Origin of the sequence: Streptococcus sp. CCH8-C6 (assembly GCF_001557225.1) — a bacterium.
Taxonomy (GTDB): domain Bacteria; phylum Bacillota; class Bacilli; order Lactobacillales; family Streptococcaceae; genus Streptococcus; species Streptococcus sanguinis_C.
The window spans coordinates 1-17,054 of the sequence record NZ_LSJN01000044.1; the positions used below are offsets into that span (position 1 = coordinate 1).

The 17,054-nt window shown below is 42.1% G+C and carries 18 protein-coding genes and 1 tRNA gene; 11 read left to right on the top strand and 8 right to left on the bottom strand.

Annotation, left to right across the window (positions count from 1 at the left end; all coding sequences use genetic code 11):
- Window positions 1–216 precede the first annotated feature (216 nt).
- From rpsA to AX677_RS04735, 3 genes are all read left to right on the top strand, one after another.
- Entirely contained in the window at window positions 217–1,419 is a 1,203-nt protein-coding gene (gene rpsA / locus AX677_RS04725) for a 30S ribosomal protein S1 (protein ID WP_002909688.1), read from the top strand.
- Between the two features lie 87 nt (window positions 1,420–1,506).
- Window positions 1,507–1,578, top strand: a tRNA-Arg gene (locus AX677_RS04730).
- 58 nt (window positions 1,579–1,636) lie between these two features.
- Window positions 1,637–2,053, top strand: coding sequence for an NUDIX hydrolase (locus AX677_RS04735; RefSeq protein ID WP_060976338.1), 417 nt, complete (start codon window positions 1,637–1,639; stop codon window positions 2,051–2,053).
- A 44-nt stretch (window positions 2,054–2,097) separates the two neighbouring features.
- Here AX677_RS04735 and AX677_RS04740 read toward each other — a convergent pair whose 3' ends face one another.
- Window positions 2,098–3,084: an L-lactate dehydrogenase gene (locus tag AX677_RS04740; protein WP_002895436.1), complete on the bottom strand. Its 987-nt coding sequence runs from the start codon at window positions 3,082–3,084 to the stop codon at window positions 2,098–2,100.
- A gap of 194 nt (window positions 3,085–3,278) precedes the next feature.
- On the opposite strand from AX677_RS04740, the gene gyrA reads away from it, so the two are divergent.
- From gyrA to radC, 3 genes are all read left to right on the top strand, one after another.
- A complete protein-coding gene (gene gyrA, locus AX677_RS04745) occupies window positions 3,279–5,738 on the top strand; it encodes a DNA gyrase subunit A (protein WP_042762849.1) in 2,460 nt (819 codons plus the stop codon).
- 14 nt (window positions 5,739–5,752) lie between these two features.
- On the top strand, window positions 5,753–6,508 hold the full coding sequence (locus AX677_RS04750) for a class A sortase (RefSeq protein WP_060976339.1): 756 nt from the start codon (window positions 5,753–5,755) through the stop codon (window positions 6,506–6,508).
- 122 nt (window positions 6,509–6,630) lie between these two features.
- A complete protein-coding gene (gene radC / locus AX677_RS04755) occupies window positions 6,631–7,314 on the top strand; it encodes a DNA repair protein RadC (RefSeq protein WP_060976340.1) in 684 nt (227 codons plus the stop codon).
- A gap of 69 nt (window positions 7,315–7,383) precedes the next feature.
- Here radC and AX677_RS04760 read toward each other — a convergent pair whose 3' ends face one another.
- From AX677_RS04760 to AX677_RS04790, 7 genes are all read right to left on the bottom strand, one after another.
- A complete protein-coding gene (locus tag AX677_RS04760) occupies window positions 7,384–8,076 on the bottom strand; it encodes a gamma-glutamyl-gamma-aminobutyrate hydrolase family protein (RefSeq protein WP_060976341.1) in 693 nt (230 codons plus the stop codon).
- 24 nt (window positions 8,077–8,100) lie between these two features.
- Complete coding sequence (locus tag AX677_RS04765; RefSeq protein WP_060976342.1) at window positions 8,101–8,748, bottom strand: redox-sensing transcriptional repressor Rex; 648 nt, start codon at window positions 8,746–8,748, stop codon at window positions 8,101–8,103.
- A gap of 123 nt (window positions 8,749–8,871) precedes the next feature.
- Window positions 8,872–9,093 (bottom strand): DUF4649 family protein, encoded by a 222-nt coding sequence (locus tag AX677_RS04770; protein ID WP_002906519.1) that lies wholly within the window; start codon window positions 9,091–9,093, stop codon window positions 8,872–8,874.
- Between the two features lie 112 nt (window positions 9,094–9,205).
- Window positions 9,206–9,553, bottom strand: coding sequence for a DUF1831 domain-containing protein (locus AX677_RS04775; RefSeq protein WP_002902952.1), 348 nt, complete (start codon window positions 9,551–9,553; stop codon window positions 9,206–9,208).
- Window position 9,554: 1 nt separating this feature from the next.
- Window positions 9,555–10,667 carry a cysteine desulfurase family protein gene (locus AX677_RS04780; RefSeq protein ID WP_060976411.1) on the bottom strand — a complete coding sequence of 371 codons (1,113 nt, stop codon included), beginning with the start codon at window positions 10,665–10,667 and terminating at the stop codon, window positions 9,555–9,557.
- A 10-nt stretch (window positions 10,668–10,677) separates the two neighbouring features.
- The gene (locus AX677_RS04785; RefSeq protein ID WP_002897526.1) at window positions 10,678–11,634 is read right to left on the bottom strand and encodes a ribose-phosphate diphosphokinase; all 957 of its coding nucleotides are present in this window, start codon (window positions 11,632–11,634) and stop codon (window positions 10,678–10,680) included.
- Between the two features lie 136 nt (window positions 11,635–11,770).
- Entirely contained in the window at window positions 11,771–12,334 is a 564-nt protein-coding gene (locus AX677_RS04790) for a CYTH domain-containing protein (RefSeq protein ID WP_060976412.1), read from the bottom strand.
- A gap of 95 nt (window positions 12,335–12,429) precedes the next feature.
- Between AX677_RS04790 and AX677_RS04795 the strand changes: the two genes are divergently transcribed.
- From AX677_RS04795 to mutY, 5 genes are all read left to right on the top strand, one after another.
- Window positions 12,430–13,101 (top strand): GTP pyrophosphokinase family protein, encoded by a 672-nt coding sequence (locus tag AX677_RS04795; protein WP_060976343.1) that lies wholly within the window; start codon window positions 12,430–12,432, stop codon window positions 13,099–13,101.
- On the top strand, window positions 13,085–13,903 hold the full coding sequence (locus tag AX677_RS04800) for an NAD kinase (RefSeq protein ID WP_284431856.1): 819 nt from the start codon (window positions 13,085–13,087) through the stop codon (window positions 13,901–13,903). Before AX677_RS04795 ends, AX677_RS04800 begins: the two co-directional genes overlap by 17 nt.
- Window positions 13,900–14,787, top strand: a complete 888-nt coding sequence (locus tag AX677_RS04805) for an RluA family pseudouridine synthase (RefSeq protein ID WP_060976344.1) — start codon at window positions 13,900–13,902, stop codon at window positions 14,785–14,787. The genes AX677_RS04800 and AX677_RS04805 overlap by 4 nt, the downstream gene beginning before the upstream one ends.
- 23 nt (window positions 14,788–14,810) lie before the next feature.
- Entirely contained in the window at window positions 14,811–15,788 is a 978-nt protein-coding gene (gene pta, locus AX677_RS04810; RefSeq protein ID WP_002902946.1) for a phosphate acetyltransferase, read from the top strand.
- A 65-nt stretch (window positions 15,789–15,853) separates the two neighbouring features.
- The gene (gene mutY, locus AX677_RS04815; RefSeq protein WP_060976413.1) at window positions 15,854–17,014 is read left to right on the top strand and encodes an A/G-specific adenine glycosylase; all 1,161 of its coding nucleotides are present in this window, start codon (window positions 15,854–15,856) and stop codon (window positions 17,012–17,014) included.
- Window positions 17,015–17,054 lie beyond the last annotated feature (40 nt).

The following is a 17,054-nucleotide window of genomic DNA, read 5'->3' on the forward strand; positions in this document are numbered from 1 at the left end:
AAGGCAAGGGACTTTGACTCCCTCATGCGTTGGTTCGAATCCAGCTACCCCAGTTCTTAGGTAATAGATCTGATAAAATAATAAAATGTCTTCTGGTGTTTTATTTCTTTATAGGATGGAAATCGTTAACGATAGATCAATGTCATTTGCGGGTGCTTAGGAAAATAAATAAGTAGTATGTCAAGCGAAAGCTTGATTGTTGGAGGATTTTTTTAGATGAATGAATTTGAAGATTTGCTAAACAGTGTTAGCCAAGTTGAGCCAGGTGACGTCGTTACTGCTGAAGTATTGACTGTTGACGCTAACCAAGCTAATGTTGCAATCGCTGGAACTGGTGTTGAAGGTGTATTGACTCTTCGTGAGTTGACAAACGACCGCGACGCTGATATCAACGACCTTGTAAAACCAGGTGAAACACTTGAATTGCTTGTTCTTCGTCAAGTAGTAGGTAAAGATACAGACACCGTAACTTACCTGGTATCTAAAAAACGTTTGGAAGCTCGCAAAGCTTGGGACAAATTGGTTGGTCGTGAAGAAGAAGTTGTCACTGTTAAGGGCACTCGTGCTGTTAAAGGTGGACTTTCAGTTGAGTTTGAAGGACTTCGTGGATTTATCCCTGCTTCAATGCTTGATACTCGTTTCGTTCGTAACACTGAGCGTTTTGTAGGTCAAGAGTTTGATGCTAAGATCAAAGAAGTAGATCCAAAAGAAAACCGCTTCATCCTTTCACGTCGTGAAGTTGTAGAAGCTGAAGCTGCAGCAGCACGTGCTGAAGTCTTTGGTAAGTTGAATGTTGGCGATGTTGTAACTGGTAAAGTTGCTCGTATTACTAGCTTCGGTGCTTTCATTGACCTTGGCGGAGTTGATGGATTGGTTCACTTGACTGAATTGTCACATGAACGCAACGTATCACCTAAGTCTGTTGTATCAGTTGGCGATGAAATCGAAGTGAAAGTTCTTGACCTGAACGAAGAAGAAGGACGCGTATCCCTCTCTCTTAAAGCAACAACACCTGGACCATGGGATGGCGTTGAGCAAAAACTTGCTGCAGGTGATGTGATTGAAGGAACTGTAAAACGTTTAACTGATTTCGGTGCTTTCGTTGAAGTATTGCCAGGTATCGATGGATTGGTTCATATCTCACAAATTTCACACAAACGTGTTGAAAGCCCTAAAGATGCCCTTAAAGTTGGTCAAGAAGTAACTGTTAAGGTTCTTGAAGTGAATGCTGCTGATGAGCGTGTATCACTTTCTATCAAAGCTCTTGAAGAACGTCCAGCTCAAGAAGAAGGACAAAAAGATGAGAAACGTCAATCACGTCCTCGTCGTCCAAAACGTCAAGAAAAACGCGACTTTGAACTTCCAGAAACTCAAACTGGATTCTCAATGGCTGATTTGTTTGGCGATATTGAATTGTAATTAGATAAAAGAAGTTGAGAAATCTCAGCTTCTTTTTCTGATTTTCACTTGTATTTTCAAAGAAAATCAGTTATAATGAATTAGTTGCCACCCTTAGTGTAATGGATATCACGCAAGATTCCGGTTCTTGAGATGGGAGTTCGATTCTCTCAGGGTGGATGACTTAAAATTGGACTCTTCGGAGTCTTTTTTGCTCTTTCTTGGAGGAACACATGCAATGACAGTAAAATTAATCTCTCATACCTTAATCGAGAAAGAGGGGAAGTATTTGCTTATCAAACGCTCTAAGATAAAGCGAGGCCTTCCAAATGTTTATCCATCTTATTGGGATATTCCAGGCGGAAGTGTAGAAGAGAATGAACTGCCTAGAGAGGCAGCTCTACGTGAGGCTATGGAGGAGGTTAATCAAAAGATTCTGATTGATAAGATTATCCATGAAGATAGTCAGTTTGATGCTAGCAAAGATACTGTTTTCACACGTTTAGTTTATGCGGGTAGAATTTTGGAAGTGCGTGATATTATATTAGATCCAGAAGAGCATACAGACTTTGCCTGGATTTCTTCTTTGAAAGACCTAGAGGAGCAGCTCATCGTACCTTATTTGTTTGATATTTTTGCTGACAAATCTATATAAAACAACTAAAAAACATCCCCTTTTATTAGGAGATGTTTTTAAAATTAGTTTTTAGATGCTTCTTGGAATTCTGGATTCTTCCATGCTTCATCAATAATTGCTTGCAATTCTTTAGCAGAAGCTTGCATTTTTTGAGTCTCAGCATCGTTAAGTGGGATGTTTACTGGACGTACGATACCGTGAGCACCAACGATAGCTGGTTGACCAATGAAGACATTTTCAACGCCATATTGGCCTTCTTGGAAGACTGACAATGGCAATACTGCATTTTCATCGTCAAGGATAGCTTTTGTGATACGAGCCAAAGCAACTGCGATACCGTAGTAAGTTGCTCCTTTTTTGTTGATGATAGAGTATGCTGCGTCACGAACGGAGATGAAAAGATCAACCAAGTCTTGTTCGTTCAAGTCGCGGTTAGCTTGCAACCATTGCTCCAATTTCACACCTGCAACGTTAGCGTGTGACCAAACGGCAAACTCAGAGTCACCGTGCTCACCCATGATGTAGGCATGGACAGAACGAGCATCGATACCAATCTTTTCAGCAAGTGCTTGACGGAAGCGAGCTGAGTCAAGTGAAGTACCTGAACCGATAACACGCTCTTTAGGGAAACCAGAGAATTTCCAAGTTGAGTAAGTCAAAACGTCAACTGGGTTAGCAGCAACGAGGAAGATACCGTTGAAGCCTGATTCTACGACTTGAGTAACGATAGATTTGTTGATAGCCAAGTTTTTACCAACAAGGTCAAGACGAGTTTCACCTGGTTTTTGAGGTGCACCTGCAGTGATAACAACGAGGTCAGCATCCGCACAGTCTGCATAAGTAGCTGCATAGATTTTTTTAGGTGAAGTGAAAGCAAGGGCGTGGCTTAGGTCTTCAGCATCACCGACAGCCTTTTCAAATAATTGAGGGATTTCAATGATACCAAGTTCTTGAGCAATACCTTGGTTTACAAGAGCAAATGCGTAAGATGAACCTACAGCACCGTCACCAACAAGGATGACTTTTTTATGTTGTTTAGTAGCAGTCATTTCTAAACATCTCCTTATTTTTTTAGGGAATATTTCCCGTACACATTCATTCTACCACTTTTGCCATATTTTGTCACGGTCAACTTGTGTATCTAGCGATGTAAACGTTTTTACAAACAGTTCAAAATACTGAAAAATTAAAGAAAATGTGGTATAATAAAGGGTAGTTTAATATGAAAGAAAGGCATTTTTTAATGCAAGACAGAAACTTAGTAAATGTTAATCTGACTAGTGAAATGAAGACTAGTTTCATCGATTACGCTATGAGTGTTATCGTGGCTCGGGCACTTCCAGATGTTCGTGATGGTCTCAAGCCAGTTCACCGTCGGATTCTCTATGGTATGAATGAACTGGGCGTGACGCCTGAAAAGCCTCACAAGAAATCAGCTCGTATCACAGGGGATGTCATGGGTAAGTATCACCCGCATGGTGACTCATCTATTTATGAAGCGATGGTGCGGATGGCTCAATGGTGGAGCTATCGCTATATGCTGGTAGATGGCCATGGAAACTTCGGTTCTATGGATGGAGACGGAGCTGCTGCTCAACGTTATACAGAAGCACGTATGAGCAAGATTGCTCTGGAGATGCTTCGCGATATTAATAAAAACACTGTTGATTATATTGACAACTATGATGCCAGCGAGAGAGAGCCTGTAGTTCTTCCTGCTCGCTTCCCTAACTTGCTTGTAAACGGTGCGACAGGGATTGCAGTTGGGATGGCGACCAATATCCCACCGCATAATCTTGGTGAGTCTATTGATGCAGTTAAGCTTGTCATGGACAATCCGGATGCAACAACTCGCGATATCATGGAAGTCCTTCCTGGACCAGATTTTCCTACAGGTGCACTTGTTATGGGTAAGTCTGGTATTCACCGGGCTTATGAAACAGGGAAGGGTTCGATTGTTCTTCGCTCTCGCACTGAAATCGAAGAGATGAAAAATGGCCGAGAGCGAATTGTCGTAACCGAGTTTCCGTACATGGTTAATAAGACTAAGGTCCATGAGCATATTGTTCGTCTGGTGCAGGAAAAACGCATTGACGGTATCACAGCTGTTCGTGATGAGTCCAACCGTGAAGGAGTTCGTTTTGTCATTGAGGTTCGTCGTGATGCCTCTGCTCATGTCATTCTAAACAACCTTTTCAAGCTGACTCAGATGCAGACCAATTTCAGCTTCAATATGCTGGCTATTCAAAATGGTGTGCCGAAGATTCTGTCTCTGCGTGAGATTTTGTTAGCTTACATTGAACACCAAAAAGAAGTGGTGACTCGACGAACGGCTTTTGACAAAGAAAAGGCGGAAGCTCGAGCTCACATCTTGGCTGGTTTGCTGATTGCGCTTGATCACATTGATGAAGTGATTCGGATTATCCGTAATAGCGAAACGGACGCAGAAGCACAGGCTGAATTGATGGCTAAGTTTGAACTGTCTGAGCGCCAGAGTCAGGCTATCCTTGATATGCGTCTGCGTCGTCTGACTGGTTTGGAACGTGATAAGATTCAGTCAGAGTATGACGAGCTGATTGCCTTGATTGCAGACTTGGCTGATATTTTGGCTAAGCCAGAGCGCGTTATCGCTATTATCAAGGAAGAGTTAGACGAGGTCAAACGTAAATTTGCGGATGATCGCCGAACTGAGCTGATGGTGGGAGAAGTTCTTTCTCTTGAAGATGAAGATTTGATTGAGGAAGCGGATGTTTTGATTACCCTGTCTAATAAAGGCTATATCAAACGTCTGAATCAGGCTGAATTTACTGCTCAGAAACGCGGAGGCCGAGGTGTTCAAGGAACTGGTGTCAAAGACGATGACTTCGTCAAAGAGCTTGTTTCAACGAGTACCCACGATAGACTGCTCTTCTTTACAAATAAAGGTCGAGTTTATCGTCTCAAAGGATATGAAATCCCTGAGTATGGCCGGACAGCCAAGGGCTTGCCTGTTGTTAATCTTTTGAAACTGGATGAAGGAGAGACTATTCAGACTATTATTAATGTCCAGCAAGACCGCAGTGATGATTCCTATCTCTTCTTTACTACCCGTCATGGGGTGGTCAAACGAACCAGTGTGACAGAATTTGCTAATATTCGTCAGAACGGTCTTAAGGCTTTGAATTTGAAAGATGAAGACGAGTTAATCAATGTCTTTCTGACGGACGGTGCTGCAGACGTTATCATTGGTACTAAGTTTGGTTATTCTGTCCGCTTTAATGAGACAGCTGTACGGAGCATGAGCCGTATAGCGACTGGTGTTCGCGGAGTCAATCTTCGAGATGGTGACCAGGTCGTTGGAGCTGGTGTGATTGCTGAGGGAGACGAAGTGCTTGTCATCACCGAAAAAGGCTATGGTAAGCGAACTCTTGCTAGTGAGTATCCAACCAAGGGCCGTGGTGGTAAAGGGATTAAAACAGCCAATATCACTGATAAGAATGGACCTCTTGCCGGTCTGATGACAGTAACTGGCGAGGAAGATTTAATGATTATCACTAATACTGGTGTCATCATTCGGACAAGTGTGGCGAATATTTCTCAGACTGGCCGCTCAACCATGGGAGTTAAGGTCATGCGTCTGGATCAAAATGCACAGATTGTCACCTTTACAAGCGTCGAAGCAGACGATAAAGAAGATGTAGCAGAGGAAGAAAACGAATCGTAAAAGAGGACCTCTATATGGTACAAGGAAAAAGAAGTCGAAAAAGTAAACAAAAAAGCAAAAGAAATATTTTTATCAATATTGTTGCGACATTATTAATTATTGTGGCCCTTGGCTTAATCTTTAATGCGCAAATTCGAAACATGATTATGGTTTGGCATACCAACCAATATCAGGTCAGCAAGGTTTCCAAAGACTCTATTAATAAAAATAAAAATGTTGAGACCAGTTTTGATTTTAACAAAGTTGAGTCGCTTTCTACAGAGGCGGTCATCAATGCGCAGTGGAAAGCGCAGCAACTGCCTGTTATCGGAGGTATCTCTATTCCAGAAGTATCCATGAATTTGCCAATCTTCAAAGGGCTGGATAATGCTGGATTGTATTATGGTGCTGGTACGATGAAAGAGACTCAGCAGATGGGGCAGGGAAATTATGCCTTGGCTAGCCACCACGTCTTTGGCATCACAGGGGCTAGCAACATGCTCTTTTCCCCACTGGATCGTGCTAAGGCTGGCATGAAGATCTATATCACTGATAAAGAGCATGTCTATACTTATGTAATCACTAGTGTTGAAACGGTAACTCCAGATCGAACGGATCTGATTGAGGATACAGAAGGTGTTACAGAGATTACTTTAGTTACTTGTGAGGATGCTGCGGCAACCAACAGGACTATTGTCAAGGGAACGTTAGAAGGCTCTGTCGAGTATGACAAGGCTCCTAAGGATGTTCTTGAATCTTTCAGTAAGTCCTATAATCAAATGCAGATTTAAAGGCAAGAGACTAAAAAAATTTCACTCCAAAGGTTAGAAAGAACTCTAACTTTTGGAGTTTTTTTATATCAATTCTTGCTGATTTTGACTCTATTTCCGAATAATAAGGTAAGGAGGTTTCTATGTATAGCATTTCATTTCAAGATGATATTAGCATGATGCCACGGGAGCGTTTGATGAGAGAAGGGGCTGAAAAACTCAGTAACCAGGAGCTTCTATCAATCTTTCTCAGGACAGGCAACAAAAAAGAAACTGTTTTTCAAGTTTCTCAAAGAATTTTATCATCGATTTCCAGTTTGAACGATCTTAAGTATTTAACTTTGCAGGAATTGCAGACTATTTCTGGAATCGGTCCGATTAAGGCTGTGGAGCTGCAGGCCATTATCGAATTGGGGCGTCGGATTAACCGAGCAGAGGTTCTGCAAAAAGAGCAGATTATGGGCAGTCAAAAATTAGCCCAGAAGATGCAGCAGGAATTGGGAGATATGAGGCAGGAGTGCTTGGTTGCCATTTATCTTAATAGTCAAAATCAAATTCTGCACCAGCAGACTATTTTTATGGGGACGGTCAGCAGAAGCATTGCTGAGCCGAGAGAAATTCTCCACTACGCTCTTAAGCATCTGGCGACATCTATCATACTGGTACACAATCATCCGTCAGGCTCAGTCGTTCCTAGCAGAAACGACGATGAAGTGACTCAGCATATGAAAGAAGCATGTGAGATGATGGGTTTAGTTCTTTTGGATCATTTGATTGTGTCTAAGTACAACTACTATAGCTACCGAGAGGAGACAGATATGATATAATTTGATTTACTTGAATATAAAAAACTTCTATTCGTGTAGAACAGAAGTTTATCTAGGAATAGAGGCTTTTTAAAGAGTATTGACAACATAATCAAACAGAGCTAGGTCTCCTTCTCTGGAGCCAAACAAGAACTCTGGGTGCCATTGGACACCAAGGAATGGACTGCCGTCAGTAGAAGTTATTGCTTCAATAATTTTATCTCTAGGATCATAGGCAATGACTTCTAGGCCAGCCGCTAAATCCTTGATACTCTGATGGTGGAAGGAGTTGATTTCAGATGCTGGTCCATAGATTTCGTGCAGAATAGAACCGTTCTTGGTCACCATGCTTTGAGTCGTGTACTCAGCAGAGCTATCTTGCCAATGATCTTCAATATCTTGATGAAGAGTACCTCCTAGGGCTACATTATAAAGTTGGGTTCCGCGGCAGACGGTGAAAATTGGTTTATTTTGACGGCGAGCTTCTTTGATTAAAGCTAATTCAAAAATATCTCGTTTGAGCAGATAATCATCGCTGTCAATGGTTTTCTCTTCACCATAGAATTGAGGGCATACATTCTGACCGCCTGTGATGATTAATTTATCGACAATGGAAACATACTGTTTAGCCATTTCTTCATCACCGATTGGCAAAATCATTGGAATTCCGCCAACTTCTTTGACACCCTCAACGAATCCTGTCGCCGTATAGCTCATATGGATGAAGTGATCGTCTGGGATTTCTCTTTCATTTCCGGTTATTCCAATAATAGGTTTACTCATAGAGTGTTTAATACCTCTTTCAAATTAATAATCATTTTTTCTCATGAAGTAGAGCAGAGTCTGCAGTTCGCTAGTCAGGTCAACATACTGGACGACCACATCCTTAGGCAGGGATAGGTTTACAGGTGAGAAACAGAGAATGCCCTTGACACCAGCCTGAACTAAGATAGATGCGACTTCTTGAGCTTTTACGCTAGGTACAGTTAGGATGGCAGTTTGCACATTTCCTGACTGTATTTTTTCTTTGATTTGGGAAATTCCATAGATAGGAATCCCATCGCTGGTTGTGCTGCCAACTTCTGGATGGTCATCTACGTCAAAAGCCATTACAACCTTCATTTTATTGCGCTCATGAAAACGATAGTGTAGCAGAGCACGTCCCATATTACCAACACCAACAATCATGACATTGGTAATAGCATTATCGTTTAAGAGGTCAGCAAAAAAGTTCATCAATTTCTTGACATCATAACCAAATCCTCTGCGGCCAAGTTCACCGAAATAAGAAAAATCTCGTCTGACAGTAGCAGAGTCAATACCAATGGCTTCTGCAATTTGTTTGGAGTTTGCTTTCTCAATCTTCTCAGCATTAAACCGTTTAAAAATACGATAGTAGAGCGACAGTCTTTTAGCAGTTGCTCGGGGAATTGTAGTATTTTTTTCAGTTTTCACAAAATCACAACCTTTCTAATTCTATTTTATAGGAAGTTTGTGAAAAAATCAACTAATTAAGAGTGTTTAATTCACTAAAAAGGAAAAGAATGAAAGTTTAAGTTATGTTGTAACTGCGAAGGATTAGTTCTGGTAGGGAGTCAAGTCTAACTGGTACATCTGGCGGTATAAGTCGCCGATTAACCCTGTAAATGGCAGTTGGTGTCCATTATAAGTGATGGAAAGTACTTTGAGAGAGTCAGGAACCGTGACGCAGCCAGAGAAGGCTAGAAGAAATTCATCGAAGTCTTCATAGGTAAGTGACCGTTTCACTTTATATGAGTCCAAATAGGTCAGTTCAACCATTGTTAATCCTTTCTTTGGGTTCGGTTGGTCTTTTCTTCAAGTGTTCTAAGTAGAAGTCAAGCTCGTTTTTTTAAGAGTCTAAATCAAAAAAGCAAAATTGCGAGAATCTTGCTTATTGTGGTGTCTTTTCAAAAATATTTCTTTCAACCAGGCTATCCATCAAGAAATAAAATTTTTGCTGTATAATGTGATGGTCTTCTGATTTGAAAATATTGACCAAGCGCAGGCCTGATTTATCAGTGATGTTGATTTTGAAACCATTCAAATCTTTATTGACGATGATTTTCAGCAGAAAACCATTTCCGCTGTTGGGTACAGATTCCAGCAGACGAGAGAGTTCATAGTTGCCAACCTTGCTTTCAGCGAATGTATTGTCGCGCAAGGTAAATTTCTTGACATTTGGGTGAAGTGAATAGGTATATTCACAGTTTGCTAAGCTAACAGATGTTTGAAAGGCCATCTTATCCTCCTAAAATTTCTTTTAATTTCTTTGTAAATGATTGAATCTCTTGCAGGGTCGTTTGGTCCGAAGTACTGATTCGAATAGACTCATGCAAGCGGTTGGAATCCTTGCCGTACATAGCCTGCAAAACATGACTGGGTTGTATAGCTCCGGCTGTGCAAGCTGATCCTGTTGAAATGGAAAAGCCGTTTAAATCCATTTGAAGCAGAAGCAGATCATTCTTTTGATTGGGAAATCCCAAATTGATGACATAAGGCAAGCTTGGCTGACTTTCATTTAAGTAATATTCAATGTCTAATAAGTCAGCAAGTAAGCTGTCTTTTAAGTCTTGCGCATGCTCTAGATTTTCCTCTAGATGTTCCATGCTCTCTGACAGAGCCGCTGCCATGCCTGTGATAGAGATTAGATTTTCAGTTCCGGCCCGGTGTTTTTCTTCCTGGTCACCACCGTGCATGAAATTGTCAAAATCCATCTTCTTGGCATAAAGGAAGCCAACACCTTTGGGGCCATGAAACTTATGAGCTGAGGCAGAGAGGAAGTCAATCCCTAGCTCGTCAGGGTAGATGGGAAGTTTGCCAATTGCTTGGACAGCATCAACGTGAAAAGCAGCACGATGTTCTCGCAGTAGTTCACCAATTTCCTTAATGGGGAGCATGGCACCCGTCTCGTTATTAACCGCCATGACGGACACAAGAATAGTGTCAGGTCTAAGTGCCTTTTTAATATCCGCCGCTCGAATCTGACCATCCACCGGCTGAACAAAAGTAGCTTCAAAGCCGAATTTGTCTACTAAGTACTCCACCACTTCTAAGACAGCATGGTGTTCAATAGCAGTGGTAACAATATGTTTTCCTCGATTCTGGTGACGAAGGGCATAGCCTTTGATAGCAGTATTGTTGCTTTCAGTGCCACCTGAAGTAAAAAGAATCTTATTGCTTTGAGTATGCAGAGCTTGAGCAATATCCTCACGCGCCTGTCTGAGGAGTTTACTAGCTTCTCGACCATGGCTATGCGTATTGGAAGGATTTCCAAAGACGGTCATAGTTTTGGTCATTGCTTGGATTGCAGCGGGCGACAAAGCAGTTGTAGCGGCATTATCTAAATAAATCACTCCGGTTACCTTATTTCTTTTGATAGGCAAAGAGTGGGCTGACTGGTTTTCTCTCTTGGATGCGGACAATGGCATCACCAATCAGTTCACTAGCTGTAATGTAGTGGAGATTCTTAGGTGTTTTTTCTTTGGTATCAACAGAGTCTGTCACAAGAATTTCCCTGATAGGAGAATTATCCAGCAATTCCGCAGCTTTATCTGCAAAGAGACCATGACTGGATACAGCATAGATTTCGACTGCGCCTTCGCGACAGACAATTTTAGCTGCTTCAGAGAAAGTCCGACCGGTATTTAAAATGTCGTCAATAAGAATAGCTTTCTTGCCCTCGACATCTCCAATGATATATCCCTCAGAGCGACCCGCCTCATCTTCGCCATAATCAATGATAGCGATAGGGGCATCCAGATATTCAGCCAAATTGCGGGCGCGTTTTACACCAGAGTTTTTAGGGCTGACGACAACGACATCATCGCCAGTAAGGCCCATGTTGCAGTAGTGTTTGGCAAAGAGTGGGATAGTGAAGAGGTTATCTACTGGGATATCAAAGAATCCTTGGACCTGCACGGCATGAAGATCCAGAGAAATCACGCGATCCACTCCAGCACCGACAAGCATATTGGCAACCAGTTTAGCTGTGATTGGCTCGCGAGGGGCAGCAGTCCGATCCTGACGGGCATAACCAAAATAAGGCATCACAACATTAATCGTGTTGGCACTTGCACGCTTGCAGGCATCCACCATAATCAAGAGTTCCATCAAGTGATTATTGACAGGGAAGCTAGTAGACTGAATGATGTATATATCATAGCCACGGACACTTTCTTCAATGTTAATCTGAATCTCGCCGTCCGAGAATTGGCGGGAGGAAAGTTTTCCCAAAGGAACCCCAGCAGCCTCAGCGATTTTTTCAGCTATGGAATGATTGGAGTTGAGGGAAAAAAGCTTCATATTTTTTTTATCTGACATGAGTTGGACCGTCCTCTTTTTGTGTCATTTCTATAATCTAATGCTCCATGAAATTTATATTTCAATAGTCTTTAGATTGCTACCTTTTATTTTACCAAAAAAAATAGATTATTTCAGCTATTTTGTGGTTGTTGATTTACAAGTTTTCAGAAAATCTTGCCATCTTGCTCTTACCAGGTTTGTAGTCGATGCTGTGCTGTTTTAGGAAGTTCAAGAAATTTTCTTTTCCTTTTTCGAAATCTTCAACTTCAACTTCGAGTTCGAAGTCTGTTTTGCCCAAGTAGTGACTCTCATCCAGAGCAAGCAGACCGATTTCGTCTTCTTTTTCATAGCGGATAGTCTCTAGAGAGCCTAGAATCTTCAAGTCTTGGATGGGAATTTCTTTCTGAAGCAGCGTCTCTAAAATCTCTCCCGTAGGAAATTCATTGTTCTGCAAAATGTTTTTGGTTTCTTCTGGTGTCAAATTCTGATTGAGTTCCAAGGATCCGACTTCTTGAGGAATCTTGAGCGTCAGCTCAGCTTCTCGATGGTTAAAAGTTCGTACTCGAAAAGCCATGTGGGCGTGTCGGATACTCTGCTGGTCTGACTCGATGTAGTGGTTGGTCTGGCTAATAGGCGAAATATCAGCAAATAATTGGAGCAGACGGTCGTGCTCTTCCTTGGTCAGCATGGTTTTGAATTCAATTTCTAAGTGATTCATTTTCATATCCTTTTCTTTTTTTTGAAAGCGATTTATGTTATAATAACAGTTGTGTTTATTTTATACAAAAAATAATGATATGACAAGGTAAGTGTATGACAATAGAATGGGAAGAGTTTCTAGACCCCTATATTCAAGCAGTTGGAGAGCTAAAAATTAAGCTGCGTGGAGTGCGAAAGCAATACCGTAAGCAGCAGCGCCATTCTCCGATTGAGTTTGTGACTGGACGTGTCAAGCCGATTGAGAGCATTAAAGAAAAGATGATTCTGCGAGGCATTCGCGAGGAAAATATCGAGCAGGAGATGCAGGATATTGCAGGCTTACGAGTCATGGTCCAGTTTGTCGATGATGTGGATGAAGTTTTAGAAGTCTTTCGAAATCGGACTGATATGCGCATTGTGCAGGAGAGGGATTACATCAAAAACAAAAAAGTCAGTGGCTATCGGAGCTACCATGTGATTGTAGAGTATCCAGTTGATACGATTAATGGTCATAGGCTTATTCTGGCTGAAATTCAGATTCGCACTCTTTCGATGAATTTTTGGGCTACGATTGAGCATTCTTTGAATTACAAGTATAAAGGAGAATTTCCCGAGGAGATCAAGTGTCGCTTGGAAACGACAGCTAATCTTGCTTATCAGCTGGATGAGGAGATGGGAGAAATCCGTGATGCTATCCAGGAGGCGCAGGCTCTCTTTGATCCTCTTCACCGCAAGTTAAATGACGGTGTGGGAAATAGTGATGATACAGATGAAGAATACAGATAAAAAAATAGCGATTATCCGCAATCGGAAAAGACAGAGTGAACAAGTCTATCAGGATTTGAAGCAGAAGCTTAAACAGAATGGCTTTATTTTAACTCCTAAGAATCCCGACATCGTGATTTCGGTGGGTGGTGATGGCATGCTGCTATCAGCTTTTCATATGTATGAAGAACAGCTGGATCGGGTCCGCTTTGTCGGTGTGCATACTGGCCATCTCGGCTTCTATACGGATTACCGTGATTTTGAATTAGATAAACTGGTAGAAAATCTCAAATTAGACACTGGTGCTCAGGTTTCTTATCCAATTTTAAATGTCAAAATTACTTTTGAAAATGGTGATACACGCACCATTCGTGCTTTGAACGAAGCAACAATCAAGCGTTCAGATCGGACTATGGTAGCTGATGTCATTATCAATCGGGTTCATTTCGAGCGCTTCCGAGGTGATGGGATTTCCGTTTCTACTCCGACAGGCAGTACAGCCTATAACAAATCTCTAGGTGGAGCGGTATTGCATCCGACAATCGAAGCCTTACAGGTGACAGAAATTGCCAGTCTAAACAATCGTGTTTATCGGACATTGGGCTCGTCGGTCATTGTTCCTAAAAAGGATAAGATTGAGTTAGTGCCGACCCGCAGTGACTATCACACTATCGCGGTCGATAATCAGACTTTCTCTTTCAAAAATATTGTTCGTATCGAGTATCAGATTGACAATCATAAAATACATTTTGTGGCTTCACCAAGCCATACCAGCTTTTGGAATCGTGTCAGAGACTCCTTTATTGGAGAGTGCCAGGAATGAGGTTTGAGTTTATTGCTGATGAGCATGTCAAGGTAAAGACTTTTTTAAAACGGCACGAAATTTCCAAAGGCCTCTTGGCTAAGATAAAATTTTCCGGCGGAAACATTCTTGTCAACCATCAACCTCAGAACGCTATTTATCTCTTGGATATTGGCGATAAGGTGACGATTGACATCCCGTCTGAAAAGGGATTTGAGAGTCTGAAGGCTGTTGATAAGGACTTGTCTGTCATCTATGAAGATGAGCATTTCTTGGTTTTGGATAAGCCGGCAGGGGTGGCTAGTATTCCCAGTGTTAATCATTCCAATACTATGGCAAACTTTGTTAAGGCTTACTATATTCGTCATGCCTATGAAAACCAGCAGGTGCATATCGTGACGCGTCTGGATAAGGATACAAGTGGGCTCATGCTCTTTGCCAAGCATGGCTATGCTCATGCCAGATTGGACAAACAGTTGCAGAAGAAGCTGATAGAAAAGCGCTATTACGCTCTAGTTCGGGGGACTGGTGACTTAGAAGAGCAAGGTGAGATTATTGCTCCGATTGGACGCAACCCTGAGAGTATCATTACGAGGCGCGTGACAAAGGATGGCAAGTATGCCCATACCAGTTACAAGGTCATAGAGCGATTTGGAGATGTCTATCTGGTGGATATCCATCTTCATACCGGGCGGACTCATCAAATCCGCGTTCATTTTTCACATATTGGCTTTCCGCTTTTGGGTGACGACCTTTATGGAGGAAGTTTGGAACACGGAATAGAGCGCCAAGCTTTACATTGTCATTCTTTGAAATTTTATAATCCTTTTAGCGGACAGGAAGTTGAGCGAGCCAGTCCTTTGCCAGAAGATTTTAAACAAGTTATTGAGAAATTAAAAGATTAAGAGATAAAGGAGTTTTAAGAAACATGAAAATTTTTGATTCAATTCGTGAAGCTTTGAAGGATAAGGAAGTAAAGATTGTCTTGCCAGAGGGTGAGGAGCCACGGATTTTGCAAGCAACTAAACGCTTGGTGAAAGAAACCGATATTACACCAGTTCTTTTGGGGAATCCTGATAAAATCCGTATTTATCTGGAAATTGAGGGAGTAAAAGAAGGATATCAGGTTATTGATCCTTCAAACTGTTCCTGCTTTGAGGAATTGGTAGAAGCATTCGTTGAGCGTCGTAAAGGAAAAATCACTGCAGATGAAGCACGTCAGTTGCTTAAGGAAGATGTCAACTACTTTGGGGTTATGTTGGTTTACCTTGGTAAGGTTCAAGGGATGGTGTCTGGAGCGATTCATTCCACAGCAGCGACTGTTCGGCCGGCTCTTCAAATCATCAAGACCCTGCCTTGGGTTTCTCGTACTTCAGGAGCCTTCCTCATGGTGCGTGATGACGAACGCTACATTTTCAGTGACTGTGCCATCAATATCGATCCAGATGCCAATGTTTTGGCGGAGATTGCTGTTAACTCAGCTTTGACAGCACAAATTTTCGGTATTGATCCAAAAGTTGCTATGCTCAGTTATTCGACCAAAGGATCTGGATTCGGTGAAAAGGTTGATAAGGTAGTGGAGGCGACTAAGTTGGCTCAGGAAATGCGTCCAGACTTGGTTATCGATGGTGAATTGCAGTTTGATGCAGCTTTCGTTCCTGCAACAGCAGAGCTGAAAGCACCTGGCAGCCCTGTGGCCGGTCAAGCGACTGTCTTTGTCTTCCCAAGTATCGAAGCTGGGAATATCAGTTACAAAATGGCAGAGCGTTTAGGTGGCTTTTCAGCAGTAGGTCCTATCTTGCAGGGTCTTAACCATCCAGTTAATGACCTTTCTCGAGGATGTAATGCGGATGATGTTTACAAACTGACTTTGATTACAGCCAGTCAGGCAGTCGGTCATTATTAAACGATAGGAAACAATTGGAGGGCATAAGCTCTCCTATTTTTCTTGCCTTATGCTATACTAGATTTATGTTAGATTTGAAAGAATACGGAATTGAGATGTGGGAGGCAAATAAAATCGCCTCTTTTCGAGAGAAATTATTAACTTGGTATGATGAAAACAAACGTGACCTGCCTTGGCGCAGAACAAATAATCCTTATCATATCTGGGTTTCTGAGATTATGCTGCAGCAGACTCGGGTGGATACGGTGATTCCTTACTATGAGCGCTTTCTTGACTGGTTCCCGACAGTAGCTGATTTAGCTCAGACACCAGAGGATAGACTGCTCAAGGCTTGGGAAGGGTTGGGCTATTATTCGCGGGTGCGAAATATGCAAAAAGCAGCCCAGCAGATAATGACGGATTTCGCTGGAAAATTTCCTGATAGCTATGAAGGAATTGCTAGCCTCAAAGGGATTGGACCTTATACAGCTGGCGCCATTGCTAGTATTGCCTTTGGACTAGCTGAGCCTGCGGTAGATGGCAATGTCATGCGGGTGCTGAGTCGCTTGTTTGAAGTTGATATAGATATTGGCCAACCTAGCAATCGGAAGGTATTTCAGGCTATGATGGAGATTCTGATTGATCCAGACAGACCTGGAGATTTTAATCAAGCGCTGATGGATCTGGGGTCAGATATCGAAGCTCCTGTTAATCCTCATCCAGAAGACAGTCCTGTAAAGGAGTTCAGCGCAGCTTATTTGCATGGAACAATGGATAAATACCCAATCAAAGCCCCTAAAAAGAAGCCGGTTCCGGTCTATTTGCAGGGCTTGATTATCGAAAACGAACAGGGACAGTTCTTGCTTGAAAAGAATGAGGCTGCTGGCTTGTTATCAGGTTTTTGGCATTTTCCCTTGATTGAAATCGAGGAATTTCAAACTGAAAATCAGATGTCGCTCTTTGAGGTGGCAGAAAATCAGCCAAGTCTGGACTTGTCTCCTCAAGAAAGCTTTGAGCAGGATTATGATTTGATTGTTGATTGGCAGCAGCAGTCCTTTTCAAAAGTGCAACATGTTTTCAGTCATCGCAAGTGGCATATCCAGCTGGCTTATGGCCGAGTTAAGGATAGCCAGATCGCAGCTGATGGAGAGGTCTTGTGGCTTCATCCAGAAGATTTTGGCAATTACCCCTTTGCCAAACCCCAGCAGAAGATGTGGCAGGCTTTTCAGGAAGCTAGAAATGAATAAAAAATCTGAGACTAATTTGGTCTCAGATTTTTTTGAATCA

What these genes read in the sequence shown, in the direction of transcription:
- rpsA (WP_002909688.1), top strand. Translation starts at nt 217, where the DNA reads ATGAATGAATTTGAAGATTTGCTAAACAGTGTTAGCCAAGTTGAGCCA.
- AX677_RS04735 (WP_060976338.1), top strand. Translation starts at nt 1,637, where the DNA reads ATGACAGTAAAATTAATCTCTCATACCTTAATCGAGAAAGAGGGGAAG.
- AX677_RS04740 (WP_002895436.1), bottom strand. Translation starts at nt 3,084, where the DNA reads ATGACTGCTACTAAACAACATAAAAAAGTCATCCTTGTTGGTGACGGT.
- gyrA (WP_042762849.1), top strand. Translation starts at nt 3,279, where the DNA reads ATGCAAGACAGAAACTTAGTAAATGTTAATCTGACTAGTGAAATGAAG.
- AX677_RS04750 (WP_060976339.1), top strand. Translation starts at nt 5,753, where the DNA reads ATGGTACAAGGAAAAAGAAGTCGAAAAAGTAAACAAAAAAGCAAAAGA.
- radC (WP_060976340.1), top strand. Translation starts at nt 6,631, where the DNA reads ATGTATAGCATTTCATTTCAAGATGATATTAGCATGATGCCACGGGAG.
- AX677_RS04760 (WP_060976341.1), bottom strand. Translation starts at nt 8,076, where the DNA reads ATGAGTAAACCTATTATTGGAATAACCGGAAATGAAAGAGAAATCCCA.
- AX677_RS04770 (WP_002906519.1), bottom strand. Translation starts at nt 9,093, where the DNA reads ATGGTTGAACTGACCTATTTGGACTCATATAAAGTGAAACGGTCACTT.
- AX677_RS04775 (WP_002902952.1), bottom strand. Translation starts at nt 9,553, where the DNA reads ATGGCCTTTCAAACATCTGTTAGCTTAGCAAACTGTGAATATACCTAT.
- AX677_RS04785 (WP_002897526.1), bottom strand. Translation starts at nt 11,634, where the DNA reads ATGTCAGATAAAAAAAATATGAAGCTTTTTTCCCTCAACTCCAATCAT.
- AX677_RS04790 (WP_060976412.1), bottom strand. Translation starts at nt 12,334, where the DNA reads ATGAATCACTTAGAAATTGAATTCAAAACCATGCTGACCAAGGAAGAG.
- AX677_RS04795 (WP_060976343.1), top strand. Translation starts at nt 12,430, where the DNA reads ATGACAATAGAATGGGAAGAGTTTCTAGACCCCTATATTCAAGCAGTT.
- AX677_RS04800 (WP_284431856.1), top strand. Translation starts at nt 13,085, where the DNA reads ATGAAGAATACAGATAAAAAAATAGCGATTATCCGCAATCGGAAAAGA.
- AX677_RS04805 (WP_060976344.1), top strand. Translation starts at nt 13,900, where the DNA reads ATGAGGTTTGAGTTTATTGCTGATGAGCATGTCAAGGTAAAGACTTTT.
- pta (WP_002902946.1), top strand. Translation starts at nt 14,811, where the DNA reads ATGAAAATTTTTGATTCAATTCGTGAAGCTTTGAAGGATAAGGAAGTA.
- mutY (WP_060976413.1), top strand. Translation starts at nt 15,854, where the DNA reads ATGTTAGATTTGAAAGAATACGGAATTGAGATGTGGGAGGCAAATAAA.